The 21,830-nt window shown below is 71.6% G+C and carries 18 protein-coding genes and 1 pseudogene; 13 read left to right on the top strand and 6 right to left on the bottom strand.

The genetic code is table 11. The features are described from left to right. Nucleotides 1–255: 255 nt before the first annotated feature. Together ACFOSY_RS18325 and era are read left to right on the top strand one after the other, a co-directional pair. Entirely contained in the window at nt 256–3,426 is a 3,171-nt protein-coding gene (locus ACFOSY_RS18325; protein WP_394308076.1) for an FG-GAP-like repeat-containing protein, read from the top strand. 100 nt (nt 3,427–3,526) lie between these two features. Continuing rightward, nucleotides 3,527–4,480, top strand: coding sequence for a GTPase Era (gene era / locus ACFOSY_RS18330; protein WP_128126504.1), 954 nt, complete (start codon nt 3,527–3,529; stop codon nt 4,478–4,480). Between the two features lie 8 nt (nt 4,481–4,488). On the opposite strand, the gene ACFOSY_RS18335 is transcribed toward era, so the two are convergent. The 3 genes from ACFOSY_RS18335 to ACFOSY_RS18345 are packed head-to-tail and all read right to left on the bottom strand — an operon-like array spanning nt 4,489 to nt 7,215. Then, on the bottom strand, nt 4,489–5,799 hold the full coding sequence (locus ACFOSY_RS18335; protein WP_394308078.1) for a GH1 family beta-glucosidase: 1,311 nt from the start codon (nt 5,797–5,799) through the stop codon (nt 4,489–4,491). A 58-nt stretch (nt 5,800–5,857) separates the two neighbouring features. Further along, nucleotides 5,858–6,124, bottom strand: coding sequence for a protealysin inhibitor emfourin (locus tag ACFOSY_RS18340; protein ID WP_394308081.1), 267 nt, complete (start codon nt 6,122–6,124; stop codon nt 5,858–5,860). A 20-nt stretch (nt 6,125–6,144) separates the two neighbouring features. Further along, nucleotides 6,145–7,215 carry a M4 family metallopeptidase gene (locus tag ACFOSY_RS18345; protein WP_394308084.1) on the bottom strand — a complete coding sequence of 357 codons (1,071 nt, stop codon included), beginning with the start codon at nt 7,213–7,215 and terminating at the stop codon, nt 6,145–6,147. A gap of 329 nt (nt 7,216–7,544) precedes the next feature. On the opposite strand from ACFOSY_RS18345, the gene leuA reads away from it, so the two are divergent. Together leuA and ACFOSY_RS18355 are read left to right on the top strand one after the other, a co-directional pair. Continuing rightward, entirely contained in the window at nt 7,545–9,266 is a 1,722-nt protein-coding gene (gene leuA / locus ACFOSY_RS18350) for a 2-isopropylmalate synthase (RefSeq protein WP_394308086.1), read from the top strand. Nucleotides 9,267–9,456: 190 nt separating this feature from the next. After that, nucleotides 9,457–10,161 carry a TerB family tellurite resistance protein gene (locus ACFOSY_RS18355; protein ID WP_394308088.1) on the top strand — a complete coding sequence of 235 codons (705 nt, stop codon included), beginning with the start codon at nt 9,457–9,459 and terminating at the stop codon, nt 10,159–10,161. A 118-nt stretch (nt 10,162–10,279) separates the two neighbouring features. Here the strand turns inward: ACFOSY_RS18355 and ACFOSY_RS18360 are convergent, their stop codons facing one another. After that, on the bottom strand, nt 10,280–10,819 hold the full coding sequence (locus ACFOSY_RS18360; RefSeq protein ID WP_394308090.1) for a GNAT family N-acetyltransferase: 540 nt from the start codon (nt 10,817–10,819) through the stop codon (nt 10,280–10,282). A gap of 337 nt (nt 10,820–11,156) precedes the next feature. On the opposite strand from ACFOSY_RS18360, the gene ACFOSY_RS18365 reads away from it, so the two are divergent. The 7 genes and pseudogenes from ACFOSY_RS18365 to ACFOSY_RS18395 all read left to right on the top strand — a co-directional run. After that, nucleotides 11,157–11,909 (top strand): SCO2525 family SAM-dependent methyltransferase, encoded by a 753-nt coding sequence (locus tag ACFOSY_RS18365; protein WP_394308092.1) that lies wholly within the window; start codon nt 11,157–11,159, stop codon nt 11,907–11,909. 45 nt (nt 11,910–11,954) lie between these two features. Next, complete coding sequence (locus ACFOSY_RS18370; RefSeq protein WP_394308095.1) at nt 11,955–13,799, top strand: SCO2524 family protein; 1,845 nt, start codon at nt 11,955–11,957, stop codon at nt 13,797–13,799. 3 nt (nt 13,800–13,802) lie between these two features. Continuing rightward, complete coding sequence (locus ACFOSY_RS18375) at nt 13,803–14,720, top strand: SCO2523 family variant P-loop protein (RefSeq protein ID WP_394308097.1); 918 nt, start codon at nt 13,803–13,805, stop codon at nt 14,718–14,720. After that, nucleotides 14,717–15,679 carry an SCO2522 family protein gene (locus tag ACFOSY_RS18380; RefSeq protein WP_394308099.1) on the top strand — a complete coding sequence of 321 codons (963 nt, stop codon included), beginning with the start codon at nt 14,717–14,719 and terminating at the stop codon, nt 15,677–15,679. Before ACFOSY_RS18375 ends, ACFOSY_RS18380 begins: the two co-directional genes overlap by 4 nt. 1 nt (nt 15,680) lies before the next feature. Continuing rightward, complete coding sequence (locus ACFOSY_RS18385) at nt 15,681–16,718, top strand: SCO2521 family protein (protein WP_394308102.1); 1,038 nt, start codon at nt 15,681–15,683, stop codon at nt 16,716–16,718. Between the two features lie 85 nt (nt 16,719–16,803). Next, nucleotides 16,804–17,967: a hypothetical protein gene (locus ACFOSY_RS18390; RefSeq protein ID WP_394308105.1), complete on the top strand. Its 1,164-nt coding sequence runs from the start codon at nt 16,804–16,806 to the stop codon at nt 17,965–17,967. A gap of 137 nt (nt 17,968–18,104) precedes the next feature. Then, nucleotides 18,105–18,236: pseudogene (locus ACFOSY_RS18395) on the top strand (response regulator transcription factor); the annotation flags it as partial. Nucleotides 18,237–18,275: 39 nt separating this feature from the next. Here the strand turns inward: ACFOSY_RS18395 and ACFOSY_RS18400 are convergent. Both ACFOSY_RS18400 and ACFOSY_RS18405 read right to left on the bottom strand, forming a co-directional pair. Next, on the bottom strand, nt 18,276–18,512 hold the full coding sequence (locus tag ACFOSY_RS18400; protein WP_394308106.1) for a hypothetical protein: 237 nt from the start codon (nt 18,510–18,512) through the stop codon (nt 18,276–18,278). Between the two features lie 156 nt (nt 18,513–18,668). After that, nucleotides 18,669–20,147 carry an alpha/beta hydrolase gene (locus tag ACFOSY_RS18405; protein ID WP_394308108.1) on the bottom strand — a complete coding sequence of 493 codons (1,479 nt, stop codon included), beginning with the start codon at nt 20,145–20,147 and terminating at the stop codon, nt 18,669–18,671. A gap of 690 nt (nt 20,148–20,837) precedes the next feature. Between ACFOSY_RS18405 and ACFOSY_RS18410 the strand changes: the two genes are divergently transcribed. Both ACFOSY_RS18410 and recO read left to right on the top strand, forming a co-directional pair. After that, a complete protein-coding gene (locus ACFOSY_RS18410) occupies nt 20,838–21,053 on the top strand; it encodes a hypothetical protein (protein WP_369155888.1) in 216 nt (71 codons plus the stop codon). A 21-nt stretch (nt 21,054–21,074) separates the two neighbouring features. Next, a complete protein-coding gene (gene recO / locus ACFOSY_RS18415; RefSeq protein WP_394308111.1) occupies nt 21,075–21,824 on the top strand; it encodes a DNA repair protein RecO in 750 nt (249 codons plus the stop codon). Nucleotides 21,825–21,830 lie beyond the last annotated feature (6 nt).

Below are 21,830 nucleotides of genomic sequence, written 5' to 3' on the forward strand. Positions count from 1 at the left end.
AACCGCGAGCTCCGGGCGAATGCCAAGGAACCTCCACGCATCGGCGCACAAGCGGTGATCAAAAGCCGCACTCCTGACCCTGCGCCAGTCGATCTTGCGCCCTCACAGAAGGGTCATCACAAAGTCATAACTTCTTCACAGGTGGACGTTCCGTGCACATCGTGTGATCGTTTGCGCGCCCCTGCCCCGTGACCTGCGTCCCGGGGCTGTCCGTGCTGCCCTGTCCGCCTGGTCCACACGGGAGTGACCGCCGCCGTGTCCGCGCCGCCTCGCCTCCTCAGCCCGTTCGTGCGCACGCGCACCCGGCTGAGCCTCACCCTCGGCCTCGTCCTGGCCGCCCTGACCGCGGCCCTGCTGCCGTGGTGGCTCCCCGACGACACGTCCGTACCCCGCGCGAACGGGACGGCGGACGCCAAGCCGGCCGCCACCGGCCCCCGCGACGAGGCCGCCGCCTTCGACGAGGCGCGCAGCAGTCGCAAGCCGGTCCTCGTCGACACGGCGACCACTGCCACCTCGCAGACCTGGGCCCTGCCGGACGGCAAGCTGCGCACCGACATGACCGCGTTCCCCAAGCGGGCGAAGAACGCCGAGGGGAAGTGGGCCCCGGTCGACAACCGGCTCCGGCGCACCGGTGACGGCCTGGGCGTCCGTCCGGTCAACCCCGTGGTGCCGGTGCGCTTCTCCAGTGGCACCGCAGGCGCGAAGAAGCGGGCCCACCGCTCCTACGCCCGCCTCCCGCTGGTTGACGGCCCGGTAGCCGGGGAGACGGTGCTGGCCGAGACCGAGCTGGACGGGCACACCGTCTCCTACACCTGGCCGGGTCAGCTGCCCGAGCCGGTGCTCGACGGGTCCCGGGCGCTGTACCCGGAGGTGCTGCCGGGCGTCGACCTGCTGCTGGTCGTCCGGGAGGAGGGCGGGTTCGCCCAACTGCTGATCGTCAAGACGCCCGAGGCGGCACGGAGCGAGGCGCTGGCCAAGGTGTCCTACGGCCTGCGGTCCGAGACCGTCACGTTCCACTACAGCGACGGCTCCAGCCATGTCTCGATCCTCGACGCGGCGGGCCGCGAGGTGGGCGCCGTCCCCACGCCCTTCGGCTGGGACTCCTCCGGCCGGGACCCCGAAGCCGAACCCGGGGAGGCGCCGCGCACCTCCGTCGCCACGCCGGCCGACGTGCTGAGGCTGTCCGGCCTCAGCGGCATCGAGCCGGGCGCGCGCCAGGACCGGATGCCGATGCAGCTTCTCGGTGACGGCACCGGTGAGGCCCGTATCGACCTCGGTCTGGGTGAGATCGATCTGCTGACCGACTCGGACACCCGCTTCCCGGTGTTCGTCGACCCCACCATCAACCCGCCGTGGCAGGCCTGGACGGTGGCGTACAAGCCCTACCCGAACAGCAGCTTCTGGAACGGCACCAACTTCAGCTCCGGCACCTCCGACGCCCGCGTCGGCCACGAGGACGACACGAACGGCACCGCCCGCTCCTTCTGGCGCATGAAGTTCGACAGCACCATCAAGGGCACGACGGTCTCCAGTGCGAAGTTCAAGGTGCTCAACAATCACTCCTGGTCCTGCAACAAGCGGGAGTTCCAGTTCTGGCTGACCGGGGCGATCTCCTCGGGCACGACGTGGAACAAGCAGCCGAGCTGGAGCAGCAAGGTCGACGTGCTGGACTTCGCGCACGGCTACTCCAGCTCCTGCCCCGATGCGTACGAGTCCTTCGACGTGACGTCGGCCGCCCAGAAGGGTGCGAACGCCGGCTGGTCCACCATCACCTTCGGCATGCGTGCCACCAGCGAGTCCGACACCCACACCTGGCGCAAGTTCAAGGCGAGCTCCGCGACGCTGAGCGTGACCCACAACCGGAAGCCGGGGGAGCCCACCGGCGGCAGGTCCACGCCCGGCGGAACCTGCAAGCCCGGTCCGGGCGCGGGCGTGACCATCGGCAAGACGAACATCACCCTGTCGGCCAACGCCAAGGACGCCGACGGCAATCTGCGGGAGCTGCAGTTCCGCTTCTGGAAGAACGGCGGAACGGTTCCGGCGGCCAAGATCGGCAAGCCGAATTCCAGCGGCACCGCCACGGTGCAGATTCCTGTCACCTTCCCTCTGGAAGACAAGACGACGTACTCGTGGGACGTACGCGCGGTGGACACCGAGAACGCGGCGTCCTCCTACTACCCTCCGGGCAGCGAGCCCTGCCGCATCACCGTCGACGCCACCGCCCCGCCACAGCCCGAGATCGAGAGCGAAGACTTCCCTGAGGCCACGTCCGACGGCCTGACCTGGGCGAAGGCGCCCTTCGGCACGAGCGGAAAGGTGACCTTGATCTCGTCGGGCGCGACGAGGTTCCGCTACGCCATCGAGGGCCTGACGTGGCTCGAGGCGCCGGCCTCCAGCGGCCGCGCGACCATCACTCTGGCACCCGCCCACGCGGGCCCCAACTGGCTGCTGGTATACGCCTACGACGCCACGGGCAATCAGAGCGTGCGCACCGACTACGCCTTCTACGTCCCGCCCAGGGAAGCGGCCGACGTGCCCTGGGACACCGGCGGCGACGGCATCCCCGACCTGCTGATCGTGGACGCGGCCGGCAAACTGATGAACTGCGTCGGCAGCGAGGGCGGCGAGCTGTACGGCTGCCTCGGCGCCGCGTACACCAAGGACAGCAGGACCGGGGAGACGAAGCTGCATCCGGAGAACCACTGGTTCGACCCGGCCACCGGCAAGGCGGCACTGATCACCCACTGGGCGGATGCCTTCCCTGGTGACGGCGCCACCGACCTGTTCGCGGTCACCCCGGACGGCAAGGCGTGGCTGTACCCCGGCGACGGGTACGGCAGCTTCGACATCGGCCGGCGCCTCGCGATCCGGCTGCCGTCGAACGCCCCCGCCCCTTCGACGTGGACCCAGATCAGAGCGGTCGGCGACATCACCGGCGACGGCCACCCTGACCTGGTCCTGCGGGCCGGCGCCGAGTTCTGGACGCTGTCCGGTTACACCGGCGGCACGTTCCGGGAGGCCACGCTGATGAACTCCGACGCCTGGACGCGCCGCGAGATCGTCAACGTCGCCGACATCAACGGCGACAAGACGCCCGACCTGCTGTGGCGCAACCTGGACAACGGCAACATGTACGTCCGGCACGGGCGGCCCGGGCCCGTCAGCGGCAGCGTGGATCTTGACTCGCTGAAGCTGGCAGCCAACGCGCTCAACGGTGACGTGGCCTACGGCACCAGCTGGACCGACACCAACGTGCCGACCGCCCTCGGTATCCCCGACGTCAGTGGAGACGGCATCCCGGACATCTGGGCGCGCCTGCGGACCGACGGCGCGACCCGGATCTACAACCCGTCTCGGACCAACACCGGATCCCCGGTGAAGGTGGTCCTGAGCGTGGACTGGAACCAGATCAAGGCCTTCGGCTGACGGCCACGGCGACGTTGCCGGCGGGCCCGGGTCTCCCTTCGCGGGCGGCCCGGGCCCGCCCTGGTCGGACCCGCACCGGCGATCAGGGAGAATGGGCGGCATGAGTGTTCGTACCCAGTCATCCGAGCAGCCGGCCGACGCCGTTCACCGGGCCGGTTTCGCCTGCTTCGTGGGCCGGCCCAACGCGGGCAAGTCCACCCTCACGAACGCTCTGGTCGGGCAGAAGGTGGCGATCACCTCGAACCGGCCGCAGACCACCCGGCACACCGTGCGCGGCATCGTGCACCGGCCGGACGCGCAGCTCGTGCTGGTGGACACCCCCGGGCTGCACAAGCCGCGCACCCTGCTCGGGGAGCGTCTGAACGACGTCGTACGGACCACCTGGGCCGAGGTCGACGTGATCGGGTTCTGTCTGCCCGCCGACCAGAAGATCGGCCCCGGCGACCGCTTCATCGCCAAGGAACTCGCCGGGATCAAGAAAACTCCCAAGATCGCCGTCGTCACCAAGACCGACCTGGTGGACAGCAAGGCGCTCGCCGAGCAGCTGATCGCCGTCGACCAGCTCGGCAAGGAGCTGGGCATCACCTGGCAGGAGATCGTCCCCGTGTCGGCCACCGCCGGCCGGCAGGTCGACCTCCTCGCCGACCTGCTGATCCCGCTCATGCCGGAGGGCCCCGCCCTCTACCCCGAGGGCGACCTCACCGACGAGCCCGAGCAGGTCATGGTCGCCGAGCTGATCCGCGAGGCCGCCCTGGAGGGCGTGCGCGACGAGCTGCCGCACTCCATCGCCGTGGTCGTCGAGGAGATGCTGCCGCGCGAGGACCGCCCCGCCGACAAGCCGCTGCTCGACATCCACGCCAACCTCTACATCGAGCGCTCCAGCCAGAAGGGCATCGTCATCGGCCCCAAGGGCAAGCGCCTGAAGGACGTCGGCATCAAGTCCCGCAAGCAGATCGAGGCGCTCCTCGGGACCCCGGTCTTCCTCGACCTGCACGTCAAGGTCGCCAAGGACTGGCAGCGGGATCCGAAGCAGCTGCGGCGGCTGGGCTTCTGACAGTCGCGTCAGCCGCGCTGCTCCCGCAGTAGCGCGCGGTACCAGCCGTACGACGCCTTCGGCGTCCGCCGCTGCGTGTCGAAGTCCACGTGGACCAGGCCGAAGCGGCGGCCGTACCCCTCCGCCCACTCGAAGTTGTCCAGCAGCGACCACACGAAGTAGCCGCGGACGTCCACCCCGGCCTCCATCGCCCGGTGCAGCGCGCGGACATGGCCGTCCAGGTAGGTGATGCGGTCGGTGTCGTCCAGGCCCTCGTACGCGCAGCCGTTCTCCGTGATGACCACCGGGGGGAGGCGGTCGCCGTAGCGCCCGTGGAACGCCTCGAGCAGCTCCGTGAGCGCCTCCGGCACCACCGGCCAGCCGAAGTCCGTCACCGGGTGACCCTCGATCTCCCGTACGGAGAAGGGCAGTTCGGCCGGCATGCGGACGCCGCCGAACTCGATCTCGCCGCCCTGGGGCGCGCCCACCCGCGTCGGCGCGTAGTAGTTGATCCCGTACCAGTCGATCGGCTCGGCGATGATCTTCAGGTCCGCCTCGACGTCGCCCGGCATCAGCTCATCGATGCCCTCCGGGTAGCGGCCGAGCAGCACCGGGTCGGCGAACAGCCGGTTCAGCAGCGTGTCGTAGAAGCCGGCCGCCGCCACGTCCGCCTCGTCGTCCGAGGCCGGCCACGTCGGCCCGTGGGAGTTCGCGATGCCGATGTCGAAGGTCCCGGCCGCGCGTAGCGCCCGTACCGCCAGGCCGTGCGCCAGCAGTTGGTGGTGCGCCACCGGCAGCGCGTCGAACAGCAGCGTCCGGCCGGGGGCGTGCACGCCCAGCGCGTGGCCCAGCAGGGTGTGCTCGGCGGGCTCGTTGAGCGTGATCCACTTCGTCAACCGGTCGCCGAGCCGCGCGACGACCCGCTCCACGTGCTCCGCGAACCGCTCCGCCGTGTCCCGCTCCAGCCAGTCCAGGTCCGCCGGCAGGTCCCAGTGGAACAGCGTCGGCACCGGCCGCACCCCCGCCGCCAGCAGGTCGTCGACCAGCCGGTCGTAGAAGTCCAGTCCGCCCTCGGCCCGCACCCGCGGCCAGGACACCGAGAAGCGGTACGCGTCCACGCCCAGGTCCGCGAGCAACGCCACGTCCTCACGGTGGCGGTGGACGTGGTCGCAGGCCACCGCCGCCGTCGAACCGTCCCGCACCCGCCCCGGCTGGGCCGTGAACACGTCCCACACCGACGGCCCGCGCTCGTCGGCCGCCCCCTCGATCTGATGCGCCGAGGTCGACACACCCCACAGGAAGCCGGCCGGGAAACGGGGCATCGGGTTCGTCGTCACCATGCCCCGGATCATCCGCACCCCGCCCGAACGACGTCAACGCCCCTGCGGCACCAGCTGGTTACGCCCCCTCCTTCAGCACCCTCCTGATCAACGTCCGCTGCCCCTCCGTCAGCCCCGGGTCCGCACAGTGGACCGTTGTGCCGTCCACCGTGATCGTGTAGCTGAAGCCGTCCGGGACGCCGGCCGGCGGGGTGGGTGCGCCGGCCGCCACGGCCCGTTCCGCCAGCGCGTGCCACTCGTGGGCGTCGGCCCGGCCCGAGGTGTCCACTTCGGCCTGCCGTTCGATGCCCGCGAAACCGCCCGTGCGCCGCACTCGAATACGCATGGTCCGTGTCTAGTACGGAACTACAGCGTGCGCACCCCCACCCGCTCCCACGCCTTCGTCACCGCCACCAGCTCCGCGCCCTCCCCGTACCGGGCGCGCGCCGCCTTCACGGTGAGCGTCGCGAAGTCCGTGAACTGCGCGTCCTGGTCCAGCTCCCCGCCGGTCAGCACGTCGTACCAGATCTGCCCGGCGCGCTCCCAGGCGTGCCCGCCGAGGGTGGTGGCCGCCAGGTAGAACGCGTGGTTGGGGATGCCGGAGTTGATGTGCACGCCGCCGTTGTCCCGGCCGGTGCGGACGTAGTCGTCCATCGTCGCCGGCTGCGGGTCCTTGCCGAGCACGTCGTCGTCGTACGCCGTCCCGGGCTCCTTCATCGAGCGCAGCGCCTTGCCGGTGACGCGCGGGGCGAGCAGGCCCGCGCCGATCAGCCAGTCCGCCTCCTCGGCGGTCTGGCCCAGTGTGTACTGCTTGATGAGCGCGCCGAAGACGTCCGACACCGACTCGTTGAGCGCGCCCGACTGGCCGAAGTAGTCGAGGTTCGCGGTGTACTGCGTGACGCCGTGGGCGAGTTCGTGGCCGATGACGTCGACGGCGATGGTGAAGTCGAGGAAGATTTCGCCGTCCCCGTCGCCGAACACCATCTGCTCGCCGTTCCAGAACGCGTTGTTGTAGTCGTGGTCGTAGTGGACGCTGGCGTCCAGTGGCAGTCCGCTCCCGTCGATCGAGTCCCGGCCGAACTCCTTCAGGAACAGGTCGAAGGTGGCGCCGAGTCCGGCGTAGGCGCGGTTCACGGTCGCGTCCTGGCCGGGCTCCTCGCCCTCGCCGCGGGCCTTCTCGCCGGGCAGGTCGGTGCCGTGCCCCGCGTTGTACACGGTGCGCCGGGGCTTGCCGGGCTCGGCGTCCGCGAGCGTGGCGACGGCGGGTGCGCCGACCACCGTGGTCAGCCGGCGCTGGGTGCGCTCGTAGGCGTCGCGGCGCAGGGTGCGGCGCGCGGGGCCGTGGACCAGTGGGTCCTCCGCCTGGGAGAGCCGGTCGAGGACGTGCGGCGGGACGATGGTGCAGAAGACGGGCTGGAAGCCCCCGTTCGTCGTCATGCAGGAACCATTGCACTGAGTGACAGGAATGTCACCATGCGCGACCGTGATGGATGAATTGCCCCGCGATAACCGCCCGCCGCCCGCTTCAGTAGTGGTATACGGCACTACTTGTCCCGTTCGTCCCACCGATCCCGCATACTGATACGCAACCCCGCACGGTGGGCGACTCGGTTAAGCTGCGGAGCATCATGAACTTCGGGCTGCTTCTCCTTAGCTGCCGCGGTGAGGGTCTGCGTTAGAGGCCGACCCCCTCCCCGCGGAGTCTGGCGCTGCGCCGTCGGCCGTCCCCCAGGACACCCCGCGGACCATCGAGGAGCCCCCGCATCATGGCGAACCGCCAGCAGCCCAGCCCCATGCCGATCCACAAGTACGGCCGGTACGAGCAGGTCGACATCCCCGACCGCACCTGGCCCGAGAAGCGGGTCACCACCGCGCCCCGCTGGCTCTCCACCGACCTGCGCGACGGCAACCAGGCCCTGATCGACCCCATGTCGCCCGTGCGCAAGCGCGCGATGTTCGACCTGCTGGTACGGATGGGCTACAAGGAGATCGAGGTCGGCTTCCCGGCCTCCGGCCAGACCGACTTCGATTTCGTACGGTCCATCATCGAGGACCCGGACGCCGTCCCGGACGACGTGACCATCTCCGTGCTGACCCAGGCCCGCGAGGACCTGATCGAGCGCACGGTGGAGTCCCTGAAGGGCGCCAAGCGGGCCACCGTCCACCTGTACAACGCCACCGCGCCCGTCTTCCGCCGCGTGGTCTTCCGCGGCTCCAAGGACGACATCAAGCAGATCGCCGTCGACGGCACCCGGCTGGTCATGGAGTACGCCGAGAAGCTGCTGGGCCCGGAGACCGAGTTCGGCTACCAGTACTCGCCGGAGATCTTCACCGACACCGAGCTGGACTTCGCCCTGGAGGTCTGCGAGGCGGTGATGGACACCTACCAGCCCGGTCCCGGCCGCGAGATCATCCTCAACCTGCCCGCCACCGTGGAGCGTTCGACGCCGTCCACGCACGCCGACCGCTTCGAGTGGATGCACCGCAACCTCTCCCGCCGCGAGTACGTCTGCCTGTCCGTGCACCCGCACAACGACCGCGGCACCGCCGTCGCCGCCGCCGAGCTGGCGCTGATGGCCGGCGCCGACCGCGTCGAGGGCTGCCTGTTCGGCCAGGGCGAGCGCACCGGCAACGTCGACCTGGTCACCCTGGGCATGAACCTGTTCTCGCAGGGCGTCGACCCGCAGATCGACTTCTCCGACATCGACGAGATCCGCCGTACGTGGGAGTACTGCAACCAGATGGAGGTCCACCCGCGCCACCCGTACGTGGGCGACCTGGTCTACACGTCCTTCTCCGGCTCCCACCAGGACGCCATCAAGAAGGGCTTCGACGCCATGGAGGCCGACGCGAAGGCCAAGGGCGTCACCGTCGACGACCTCGAGTGGGCCGTGCCGTACCTGCCGATCGACCCCAAGGACGTCGGCCGCTCCTACGAGGCGGTCATCCGGGTCAACTCGCAGTCCGGCAAGGGCGGTGTGGCGTACGTCCTGAAGAACGACCACAAGCTGGAACTGCCGCGCCGGATGCAGATCGAGTTCTCGAAGATCATCCAGGCCAAGACGGACGCCGAGGGCGGCGAGATCACCCCGGCCGACATCTGGGCCGTCTTCCAGGACGAGTACCTGCCCAACCCGGACAACCCGTGGGGCCGCATCCAGGTCGCCGGCGGCCAGAGCACCACCGACCACGACGGCGTGGACACCCTCACCGTCCAGGCCACGGTCGACGGCCAGGAGACCACCCTGGTCGGCACCGGCAACGGCCCGATCTCGGCCTTCTTCCACGCCCTCCAGGGCATCGGCGTCGACGTCCGCCTGCTGGACTACCAGGAGCACACGATGAGCGAGGGCGCCTCCGCGCAGGCCGCCTCGTACATCGAGTGCGCCATCGGCGACAAGGTGCTGTGGGGCATCGGAATCGACGCGAACACCACCCGCGCGTCGCTGAAGGCCGTCGTCTCCGCGGTCAACCGCGCGGCACGCTGAACAGCCGGTCAGGGTGAATCCGGGGCCCTGTCCGCCGACACCGGCGGGCGGGGCCCCGGCGTCGGTTACCGGCCAATCGCTGTGGAGGTCACGGAAAGGTCTCGTCCCGGGTACTGACTCCGCCTCCAACATGTGGCTAACATCACGCAAGCGCGGCGACGGAGCTGTGTGGCGTTGATGGAGGTGCGACGTGCTGCCAGAACGGGGACCCGACGGCCGTACCGCTGCCGCCCGGCGTGCGCGCCGCCTGGTCGGCACCCGCACCGCGTGGACCGCCGTCGGCGACGGGGAGTTCTTCTGCCCGAACTGCGGCGGCGACCGCAACTACCAGCGGCTCACCGGACGCCGCCGGTTCACCGTGCTGGGCCTGCCCGTGCTGCCGCGCGGGGTGTGCGCCCCGACCGTGGAGTGCGCCGCCTGCCGCGGCCACTTCGGCACCGACGTGCTGGACCACCCCACCACCACCCGCTTCTCCGCGATGCTGCGGGACGCCGTCCACACCGTCGCCCTCGCCGTGCTCGCCGCCGGCGGCACCTGCTCCCGCGCCGCCCTGGAGACCGCCGCCGCCGGGGTGCGCGCGGCCGGCGTCGAGGACTGCACGGAGGAGCAGCTGGCCGCGCTGGTCGAGGCGCTGGAGGCGGACACCGGCCGGTTCACCGGCGAGCCCTGCGCGGCGGGGCTGTCCATCGAACTGCACGAGGCCCTGGACCCGCTGGCCCCGCACCTGGCCGGACCCGGCCGTGAGTCGATCCTGCTCCAGGGCGCCCGGATCGCCCTGGCCGACGGCCCGTACACCCCCGCGGAACGGGACGTCCTCGCCACGGTGGGCGCGGCCCTGACCATCTGCTCCGACGACGTCGGCCGCCTGCTCGCCGCGGCGCGGACGCCGTCCTGAACCTACGGGCTCTCCGGGGCGCGTCCGGCGTGAGGGACGCGATCCGCCGGACAGGTCCCCGCCTCCGGCACGGTCCGCCGGACGGTCCCGGCCTCCGGCACGGTCCGCCGGACAGGCCCTAGCAGAGCTCCAGCCGCATGATCCGCCGGTGCTCGCCCGGGCCGAAGTAGTCCCGGCGCAGACCCCCGTCCGGCTCCTCGGGGCTGAAGCCCAGGGAGCGGTAGAGCAGGATCGCGGCCCGGTTGGCGGGCTCCACGGTCAGCCGTACCGTCTCGATCCCGTCCCGGCTCAGCCGCTGGAGGATCTCCGTCATCAGCTCCCGGCCCAGTCCGTGCCGGCGGTCCCCCTCGGTCACGCACAGGCCGAGGATCCAGCTGTCCCGGCTGAACGCGGTGGTCGCGGCGAGGACGTAGCCGCGCAGTCCGCCCGCCCCGTCGTCCAGCACCAGGAAGTGCTCGGCGTACACGTCGAACAGCTGGCGCAGCAGGAAGGCGGGGTACGCCACCTCCTGGAACACCTCTTCGTCGAGCCGGCGCAGCTCGGGCAGATCGGACTCGCGGACCCCCCGCAGGACCAGATGCCCGGGCTCCGGGAACCCGTTGGGTCCCGCGAGTCGCCCGTGCCGGTCCAGGGTGCGCTCCAGCGGTTCGGCGGTCATGCCACCCCCCAGTCGGGAATGCGGATGTCGTCAACGCGAAGACACCGGCGTTCACCCGGAAGGAGATGCTGCTTCCGGTGGCGGCCGGTGGCGTCTTCTGGCTAGAGTGAGCCGTCAACTCACCGCGTGCAAGGGCGAGTTCAGGGGTGCACGGACAACCGGCGTGCGCCTTCCGTGCGCCCGTCGACGAGAAACGGCGTGTTCCTGGCTGTCTGCGCGTGCCCCTTCGGCCTACCGTGCGAGAACCGGAGATGCTGCTTCACCTGCCGACGTTCAGCGGAACGGCGCAGACAGGGCACACGGTCTTGTCCGACACTGAATGGAACGCGGCAGGGTGATGATGGACCGTAACGCCGACGCCCCGTGGTCGAAGTTCGATCCCGAGGCCTACGTCGACGCCAACTACCGCAGCCCCCTCGAGGTCGATCTCCTGATCGTGCGGCTGATGCGCGACTACTTCGGCACGTGCTTCGCGGACGGCGACCGGCGCCCGGGCCGCGGGGTCGACGTCGGCGCCGGCGCCAACCTCTACCCGGCGCTGTCCATGCTGCCCTGGTGCGAGAAGGTCCTGCTGCTGGAATACGCGCAGCCCAACGTCGAGTATTTGGAGAAGCAGGCGTCCCCCGCCGGGTTCGACACCGTCTGGGACCCCTTCTGGGACCAGCTGCGCGAGCACCCCGCCTACGCGGCCGTCGAGCCCCGCGGCCGGTTCGGCGAGATCGTCCGCGTCGAGCGGGCCAACCTCCTCGACCTCGACGGCCAGCGCCGCTGGGACATCGGGACCATGTTCTTCGTCGCCGACTCCATGTCCGAGTGCCCCGACGAGTTCCGCCGCGGCGTCACCTGCTTCATGGGCGCGCTGAACGAGGGCGCGCCGTTCGCCACCGCCTTCATGAAGGAGTCCGTCGGCTACCAGGTCGGCGACCACCGCTATCCGGCCTACCGGGTCAACGAGGAGCGGGTCCGCGAGAGCCTCGCCGACTGGGCCGACGACCTCGAGATCCACGATCTGCACCACATGGTGCGCGAGGGGCACGAGGGCATCATTCTCGCCCTCGGACGGAGAAATTCGGCGATTGCGGACACGTAGGAACGGGGACCATGTCTGCACACGGTCTGTACGAGGGGTAGGGGGATGCAGATCAAGCCTCGCCAGCATCTGCTGGACATCTGGCGGGCCGCGGCCCGCCACTCGTTCGACGACGGCAAGCTCGTGTGGGGGGACACCGACGGGCTGAGCAGTGTCGCGGACGCCGAGCGGCTGCTCTGCCTGCTGTACCCCGCCACCGAGATCCCCGCGTTCCGCCTGGACCAGCCCGACACCACGGAGCGGGACGTGCTCCAGGCGCTGGAGCGCGTCGGCAGCCGACTGGAGATCCCGCCGAACCTGATCACCGCGCTGACCCAGTTCATGCGCACCCACACCGGCCCCGACGACGCCCCCACCTTCGCCGGCGGACCGTACTTCAAACCCGTCGACCCCAACGCGGAACTCACCTACGAGCAGGGCAAGTTAGGCGTCGTCGACTCCTACTCGATGTCCGTCACGCTCTGCCTGGCGACCCTCGGCTTCCTCAAGGTCTACGAGAACAGCACCACCCGCCCCGAGGTGCGCCGCGCCCTCGGCGAACTCCGCGAGGCCACCAACACGCGGCTCACCGCCGCCATGATCAGCCTGCTGCGCTCCTTCACCGTCAACGTCTTCGACGCCGAGTCCGAACAGGGCCGGCGGCTGATCCAGGTCATCGGCCAGAACCGGCACTCCGACCGGGCCGTCCTCCAGCAGTTCGCCCGCCGCTTCCGGCCGCTGCGCGCCACCATCATCGAAAGCCTCAGCCGCGGCATCCAGGTCGACGAGTCCATCCGCGACGAGAGCCAGCTCTTCGAGTGCGGCTGGGCCTGGGGCGTCGTCAAGGACGCCCCCAAGGTCACCGACCTGGACACCCAGGTACCCGGCCAGCCCGACGGCATCGCCGACCGGCTGCCGTACGTGTACTTCACCGTCGTCGCCCTCGACGGCATCCAGGACCTGTTCTCGGAGCGCACCCTCACCCTCGGACTGCTCGACGCCGACCAGCAGAAACTCGCCGAGGCGCTGCGGCTGCGCTGGGAGCTGAGCCAGCAGTACTGGTCGGCCGTCGCCCGCTTCGGCAGCGAGCGCTGGCCCCTGGAGGACCTGCCCTGGCAGACCACCGGACTGCGCCTGGAGTCCGAGTACTTCTCCCTCACCGTCGCGGCCATCCTCGTCCACGACCTGGTGCGCCGCCGCGCCACCGACGACGACCTGACCCGCACCGTCTCCATCATGGAGCGGCTCGCCGACCGCGGCCGCGTCACCAGCCGCATGACCAGGAACGACCCGGTCGTCCGGCTGCACGACCCGGGCGTGCTGATGCCGCTCGCCGGGTCCGAGCGCTCCGGGTCGCTGCTCCAGTGGCGGATGACCGACTTCTCCGCCCAGCTGCTCAAGCGGACCGTGCAGCTCGCCGAGCTGTCCCGGAACATCGAGGCGCAGGACCGGCTGCTGCGCCTCGCCGAGCAGACCTTCGAGCATCTGTGGAGCCGCAGGATCGAGGACGGCCACGGCGCCGGACTCTGGGACGACGTGCGCACCGTCTTCCCGGACGCCAAGGGCGTCAACCGCCGCATGTCCTGGAGCGTCACCGAACGCGTCACCGAGTGCCTGGTCGCCGCCCGCAACCTCTACGAGCAGGAGCCCATCCGCAGCCCGGAACTGGCCGACCTGGCCCGGGACCTGCTCAGCGAGGCCACGCACCTGTTCGGCAGGGAGCAGCTGGAGGCGTCCACCGGCGACGACGGCAGCCGCGCCCGCGCGATGCGGAGCATAGAGAACCGTCTCGACCACGCCCGCGGCCTGGTCGACGAGCGGCCCGCCACCGCCTTCGCGCTCGCCCTGCCCGTCCTGCGGGAACTCGACACCCTGGCCCAGGCCCGGGACGCCGCCGCGCAGGAGGGCTGAGCGGTGCTCGTCTTCGCGGCCTCCGACAAGGGAGGCACGGGCCGCTCGGTCACCAGCGCCAACCTGGCCTACCAGCGCGCCCTCACCGGCGACCACGTCGCCTACGTCGACTTCGACTTCGGCTCGCCCACCGCCGCCGCCGTGTTCGACGTGCCCAGCGCCCTGCGCGGCACCGAGGAGCGGGGCCTGCACTCCTACCTGGAGGGCGAGGTCACCGAACCGGCCAGCATCGACATCTGGCGGCAGACCGAGCACCCGGTGCTGCGCGCCCGGCAGAACCAGTCCGGGCGGCTCGTCCTCTACCCCGGCGACGCGGGCGGCGGCGAGTTCGCCACCGGCGAGGAGTCCCTGGAGCGCTGCATCGACCTGCTGCTGCGGCTCAACAGCGAGTTCGACCTGGTCATGGTGGACCTCAGCGCCGGCCGCAGCTACGCCGTCGACCTGGTCCTCGCGGCCACCGCCCACCCCCGGATGCGCCATGTCGCCTACCGCTGGCTGGTGTTCCACCGCTGGACCCGGCAGCACGTCATCGCCGCCGCGGGACTCGTCCACAAGGAGAACGGCATCCTCCGCAGCGGCGTCGACCGCGGGCACGACGAGGAGACCCTCCAGGGCAACATCCGCTTCGTGCGGGCCGCCGTGCCCGACCCGGAGTCGGCCATGTGGGCGCAGGGCTCGCCCGCCCAGGCGGCCTGGATGCAGTCCTGCAACAAGGCGCTCCGCCGGCTCGCCTCCGACCAGCACATCGGCGACAGCGTGGTCCTCGGCACCGTACCGCTGGAGCCGATCCTCCAGTGGCGGGAGCAGCTGATCACCGAGGAGGACGTCCTCGCCACCCAGATCGCCAACAAGGAGACGCTGGAGTCGCTGGAGGAGATCGCCCGGCGGCTCACCGACGACGCGCACTGGGGGCTCCCATGACCGAAGCGGTGTTCCGTGAGACCACCGCCGAACCGCGCACCCAGGCGGTCCCCCTGTCCCACCTCTCCCTCGAGCTGGGGCACCTGTACATGGAGGACTTCGAGGCCGGGCCGGAGCATCTGCGCCGGCACTTCGCCCGGGTCCGGCCCTGGGCGGAGGCCGCCCGCGCCTTCGCCGCCGACCGGGCCGGCGGGCGGCGCGCCCGCGTCAGCACCTGCTTCCTGATCGACGACTACTTCACCCGCTTCGCGAGCCCCGCCGAGGTCGTGCCGATGCTGCTCGCGGAGGCCGAGCGCGCCGGGCTGGCCGTCGACTACCTGGCCCGCGAGTCCGGCTGCGCCGTCAGCGGCACTGTGCCCGTCGCGGAGGCGGTGGCCGGGCGGATCGTCGAGGAGCCGCCGCCGGGCAGCCACGGACACCGGCCGCCGGCCGCGCAGACCGGCTGGCTGGCCAACGGCGTGCGCAGCCCCGCCGCCCGCGCCCCGCAGGCGATGCGGAAGGCCGCCGCCTGGGAGCCGCCCCGGGAGACCGCCGCCCGCCGCCACTCCGTGTTCCTGGACGTCGAGCTGTGGAACGAGACGCCCGACGGGGAGCGCCTGTGGTCCTGCCCCTTCCTGGCCGCCGTGTGGCAGCTCGCCCGGCTCGGGCTGCTGCGCCACCAGGGCGAGGCCGTCTTCGACCCGCGGCCGCACACCGGGGCGTTCCCCGACGAGTGGGACGACCTGCCGCCGCTGGTGCGGCTCAACCCGCGGGCCGACCCGTTCGCCGCCTACCGCACCTGCTCGGTGCTGCCGAGCCGCTTCCTGCCCGTCGAACACGCCGTGCGGGTCGTCCTCGACCAGACGGACGTGGACCGGGACGCCCTGCGCCAGGTCGCCGAGCGCTCCGCGAACGAGGGCGTGCCCGTCCCCGGGCCGGTCGCCGACCGCGTCTCCTACGTCTTCTGCGAGGAGACCTGAGATGCCGGCCACGACCAGGGCAGCCCCCGGCGCACGGCAGGACGCCGCCGCGCCCCGCACCGTGCTGGCCTGCGGCGAGGTCCGCACCTGCCTGCTGCCCGCCGGGCAGGCCCTCGACAGCCGCGCCGCCGCACAGCTGCTGCGGCTGCGCGCCGACGAGCGGGTCCTGGTGTCCGAGCGCCCCAACCTCTACGGGCGCTCCCCGGACACCCTCACCGGCGTCGACTGCCCCCTGCCCAGCGCCGGCGGCGCCCGCGTCCGCGCCGTCGGCACGGTCGCCGCGCGGGCCGCGCTCACCGAGGGGCGCGTGCTCCAGACCTCGGCGTACTTCACCGTCCCCGCCTCCGGCCCCGACCACCGCCGCCCCTGGGGCGACTACCTGGTGCGGCCCGCAGTGGTCGAGCCGCTGGGGAAACTGCCGTACGACGCGGTCGCCGCCGGACTGCTCGACGGCGGACGCCACGGCGACCTCGACGTGGGACTGATCGCGGGAGGACTGCTCACCCGGCTGCTGCGGTACCCGCTGCTCGACCAGCGGCCGCCGCTCAGGTCCCGGCAGACCCGGCTGCGCTGGGTGGCGCTGACCGTGCCGGCGGGCGAGGAGCCGTCCCTGGAGCGGTTCACCCTCGCCGAGGACGACCTGCGGACCGTACGGCTCCGGGTCCCGGAGGACATTCCCGCCGCCGACCTGGCCGGGCTCTGCGACGACCTGGCCCTGCACGACTGGCTGCTGACCACCGTGGTCCGCGTCCTCGACGGCATCCGCCTCGGCCCCACCGCGCCCGGAACCTGGCCCCGATCCGCACCGGACGGTGAACTCCCGCCGGTGGTGCGGGCGTTGCGGCCGGCCGTCGACCATCTGCTGCACCTGTGGATGCCGCGGGCCCGGGTGTCCGGGGAGCTGGCCCCGCTGTGGGAGGCGCTGGAGGAGCGGCCCGGGTTCACCCGGCAGTGGCTCGCCCTGGTGCAGCGCGTCCGCGACCAGCTCACCCTGCACGCGATCCCGCCCGTGCACCGGGAGGTGGAGCCCGCGCCCTGAACGCGTCCCCGACGCGCCCCGAACGCGCCCCCACGCACATTCCGCATCCCGAACCGACGTGTTTCCCAACGGGGGGAGAAGCGAGATGAGCACGGCACAGACACCTCAGCCCGACGACACGGCCGGCCCGCCGGGCGCGGTGGGCACACCCGAACACCCCGCGGACCGGACGCCGGAGACGCCCGGCGCCCCGGACACGCCCGCGGCCGAGCGCCCCGACCCCGTCCCGTGGCGGCGCAGGCTGCTGGTCGGCCTGGTCGCCGGACTGCTGGCCTGGGGCGTGGCCGCGCTGCTCAGCCCGGAGGACGGCGCGGCACGCCAGCTCGGCGCCGCCGCCCTGTGCGCCGTGGCCGCCGTCGCCGTCCAGCACCTCGTGCTGGTCCCCGACCGGGCGGCCGAGGAGCGGGCTCGGCGCGCCGAGAGCCTGCTGGCCGAGACCGCCGCCACCGTGCGCGGCGGCTTACGGCGCTACGACGAACTCCAGCACGGGCTGACCCGGCACACCGAGGACATGAAGCAGCTCGTCGAGACGCGGCTGGTGCCCCCGCCCCGCCCGGCCGAGCCCGAACCGCCGGCACAGCCTCTGGTGCGCATCGAGTCCGTGTCCGACCTGGCCGCCAACTTCGCGGACGTCCTCTCACCCGGCCTGCCGATCCTCTCCACCTTCGTCCGGCTGGAGATGCAGCGGGTGATCGGACATCTGAGCGACCTCACCACCCTCACCGCGGAGTGCCCGGGCGAGAACCACGACTGGATGCTCACCCTGACCCGGGCCGCGGAGAAGTCGATCTGCGCCACCAGCACCTCCGTCGACCGGACGTTCTGGAACAGCGAGCCCGCCAGCCGTTACCTGCACGCCCAGGCGGAGGCGATCGAGCAGGGCGTCCCGGTGCGCCGGCTGTTCCTGCTGGAGAGCGCGCGGGAGCTGGACGACCGGCTGCTGCGGCTGTGCGAGGAGCAGCAGGTGCTGCACATCGAGGTGCGCGTGGCCGTCCTGCCGGAGCTGCCGCCGCATCTGCTGCGCGGCACCACCAATGACTTCATCGTGTACGACGAGGCGGTGTCCTTCGAGATCGACCAGGACCTGCGCGACGTCAACATCCGGACCCGGCTGATCGCCCGTCAGGACCATGTGCACGACCGGATGAAGCGCTTCCGTGAGCTGTGGGACGCCGGCATGAGCCTGCGCGAGCTGGAGGTCCGGGTCGACGACGAGGAGGACGGCACCTGGATGGTCGACCGGGGATGACCTCCGGGCGGTTGGGGACGGCGGCCGCCGTGTGCTTCGTAGGCTCCGCCTGTTGGACTCCCGTTTGCGCAGTTCCCCGCGCCCCTTCGGGGCATGTTCCGCCCGCGCCCGACAGGCGCACGTGAACGCACACGCGCCTGAACAACGCCGAGATCGCCGACTTGCTGGGCCTGGGCCCGCTCACCGCGAAGACCCACGTCAGCCGGACCATGGGCAAGCTCGGGGCGCGGGACCGGGCCCAGCTCGTCATCGTGGCCTACGAGTCGGGGCCGGCTGGTGGCACCGGGGAGGCCGTGAGCCGGCCTGTTTCACAGGGTGTGGTGCAGCCACCGCTGGATGGTGCTGTTGATGCTGCCGGACAGGGCGCTCAGGCTCTCGATGGCCTCACGGTCCTCGGGCCGGGGCGGGATGCCGGCGGCGGTCAGGGCGGCGTGCAGCTCCAGCCGGCGCCGGTCGCGCGGGTCGATGGCGGTGCCGATCCGGTCGGCCGGGCGCGGCGGGGGCAGCAGGTAGTCGCCCTCCGGCGTGAACGCGGTCGCGGTCATGTCGGTCTCCTCACCGAGAGGTGTCGGTACTGCAGGACAGGAGGCCGGCTGCCCGAGCCCCGGTTGCACACGAGGCGAAACGTCACGCCGACGGCGTCATCGGCAGTTCGTCGTCCGGTCGTACGGTCGGACGAGCGGCCCGGGGAACGCCTGTCCTCAACGGCAGTACACGTCCCGGGCGGGGCGCTCGCCGGTGGCGAGGAAGCGGGAGACCGTGCGGTCGCCGCACTCGTTGCCGTTGGCGAGGTAGGCGTCGTGGCCGGTGGAGTTCACGGTGACCATGACCGCCCGCCGGCCGAACGCCTCACGGAGCTTCAGCGCGCCGCTGAGGGGGGTGGCGACATCCCGTTCGTTCTGGACCAGGAGGACGTTGGACGGCCCCCGGCCGGTGATCCGCACGGGAGCCTCGCGCGGCGGGTAGGGCCAGGCGGCGCACGGCATCGCGTTGCGCGGCATCCCGGCGGTGAGCGGGTACGCGGCCCGGCTCTTCGCGACGTCCTTCTCGTAGACGGCGCCCGACCGGGGCCAGGCCACGTCGTTGCAGAGCGTCCCCACGCCGACGGCGGTCACGTTCTGCAGCACCTTCTCCGGCGGGGCGGACGGCGCGGGCGGGACGGTGCCCTGCCGGGCGGCCAGCATCAGCTCGGCGAGGGCCGGGTAACGGCTGGGCCGGTAGAAGCTGTCCAGCATGGTCTGGCGCAGGACGTTGCCGTTCAGCTCCTCCGGGTTGGCGCCGGGCCAGGGGATCGGCGCACGGTCGAGGCGGGCGGCGAGCCGCAGGAACAGCGGACGCACCTCGGCGGCCGTGTCCGCGACGCGGTCCGGGTTGCCGGGTGCCGACGCCCACGCCGCGAAGTGCGGGAACGTGTCCTCCACCCCCTGCTCGTGCCCGGCGAGCCAGGCGCGGGCCACCCGGGTGGGGTCGGGGTCGTCGTTGCTGTCCAGCACGATCCGGTCCGTCCGGTGCGGGAACATCTGGCTGTAGACGGCACCGACGTACGTCCCGTACGAGACACCCCACGCGGAGATCTTCCGCTCGCCCAGCGCGGCCCGGAGGCGGTCGAGGTCGCGGGCGTTGTCGCGGGTGCTCATGTGGCGGATCAGCTCACCGCCGTTGCGGACGCAGGCGGCCGAGACGCGCTCGGCGGTGGCGATGTTCCCGCCGATCGAGCCGTCGGGCGCGGGCCAGGGGCGCAGCTGGGAGGTGGCGAGGTCGGCACGGTCCAGCCCGCAGTCGACGGAGGTGGAGGGGGAGAGGCCACGGGGCGCGAAGCCGATCAGGTCGTACTGGTCGCGTACGTCCTGCGGCAGCTTCTGTCCCTTGCCGGAAGGGTCGTCGAGGCTGGAGCCCCCCGGTCCGCCGGGGATGAGGAAGAGGGCGCCACGGCGGGACGCGGGGCTCTCGGCGGGGATACGGGAGACGGCGAGGGAGATCCGCGGCCCGTCGGGGTCCGCGTGGTCCATGGGCACCTGGAGGGTGGCGCATTCCTGGCGGGGGTCGGCTCCGGCCGCGCAGGGACCCCAGTCGAGGGGCGACGTGGGTACGACGGCCCGGGCGGTCAGGGGCGGGAGCAGGGCGACGAGGAGAGCGGCGGGTACGGCGGTGAGGGCGAGGGTGCGCGTGGTCGACGGCATGCGTATGAGCTTCGTCGCGGCGCGGCCTCGCTCACATCCGGGCAACACCCGAATTTCTGCTGGGGGTTACCCCCTGAGGGATGGGTGCGTGCATCGGCGGCGGCAGTGGTGGCGAGGAATGCGCCGAAGTCGCCCACGGCTTACCCACGTCGGCCACAGTCGGCGCGGACTCGCGAATATCCGCCGCCGGTCCTTCCCGTTCGACCGCGTCGGCAAAGTACTCGGTATATGTCTGGCCCTTGATGCGCTTGCGCCGCATTGAATTGCGCATTGCACGGCGCCTGTGCGAACTGGTCGAGGTATCCGCCGGAAGCGATTCCCCGCACCCGGCTCCACCTGCGTGAACCCGGTACGCGAACCGTTGGCCATGGCCAACCCCCGTGTACCGACCCGCGCTTGCGGCGCACAGCCTCCCGTCAAGTATAGGTGCGGCACGGCAATCTGAGGGCGCGAAGAGTGAAAACGGAAAAGCGAGGGGATCACCGTGGAGGCACGACACTCGGCGCTCTGCGTCGAAGAAGCGGAGGAAGTGGTGAAAGAATTGCGGGCGGCACTCGCGAAGGCCGGAATTTCCCTGCCGTCACTGGGGATGGACCCGGTGAGTCTTGCGCGGGAGGCGCCCTGTCCGCTCATCGAACCGGGACGGTGTCCGGTGGGGACCGCGCGGCGGATCACGGCGGCGGTGATGCGGTGAAGCCGCCCGTCGGCGCGTATGTCGTGGACACCAGGACCGAGCGGATCGGCGTCGTCATGGGGCATGAGGGGCCCTACGTCCAGCTGAGACCGTTCGGCGGCGGCCGGGAGTGGGACGCCGACCCCCGGGCCGTGCGGCATGCGACGCCCGAGGAGCGGCTGCGCGCGGCCACCGCGTACGCCAATGCCCGGAGCCGGGGGGAGGTGCCGTGAACGTGGGCGACAATGGATGCCATGAGTCTGTTCCGCGACGACGGCATCGTGCTGCGCACCCAGAAGCTGGGTGAGGCGGACCGGATCATCACCCTGCTCACCCGCGGTCACGGGCGGGTACGGGCCGTGGCGAGGGGCGTGCGCCGGACGAAGTCGAAGTTCGGCGCGCGCCTGGAACCCTTCTCGCACGTGGACGTGCAGTTCTTCTCCAAGGGCAGCGAGCTGGTCGGACGCGGCCTGCCGCTGTGCACGCAGAGCGAGACGATCGCGCCGTACGGCGGCGGCATCGTCACCGACTACGCGCGCTACACCGCCGGCACGGCCATGCTGGAGACCGCCGAGCGGTTCACCGACCACGAGGGCGAGCCGGCGGTGCAGCAGTACCTGCTGCTGGTCGGGGCCCTGCGCACCCTCGCCCGCGGCGAGCACGCCCCGCACCTGGTGCTCGACGCGTTCCTGCTGCGCTCCCTCGCGGTCAACGGCTACGCGCCCAGCTTCACCGACTGCGCGAAGTGCGGCATGCCCGGGCCGAACCGGTTCTTCTCGGTCGCGTCCGGCGGAACCGTGTGCGCCGACTGCCGCGTCCCCGGCAGCGTCGTACCCTCCCCGCAGGCCCTGGAACTCCTGGGCGCGCTGCTTACGGGAGACTGGGACACCGCGGACGCGTGCGAGGCACGGCACGTCCGGGAGGGGAGCGGGCTGGTGTCCGCCTACCTCCACTGGCATCTGGAGCGCGGGCTGCGCTCGCTCCGGTACGTCGAGAAGCAGTAAGAACGC

The organism is Streptomyces lusitanus, from assembly GCF_042647945.1.
Lineage (GTDB): Bacteria > Actinomycetota > Actinomycetes > Streptomycetales > Streptomycetaceae > Streptomyces > Streptomyces pseudogriseolus.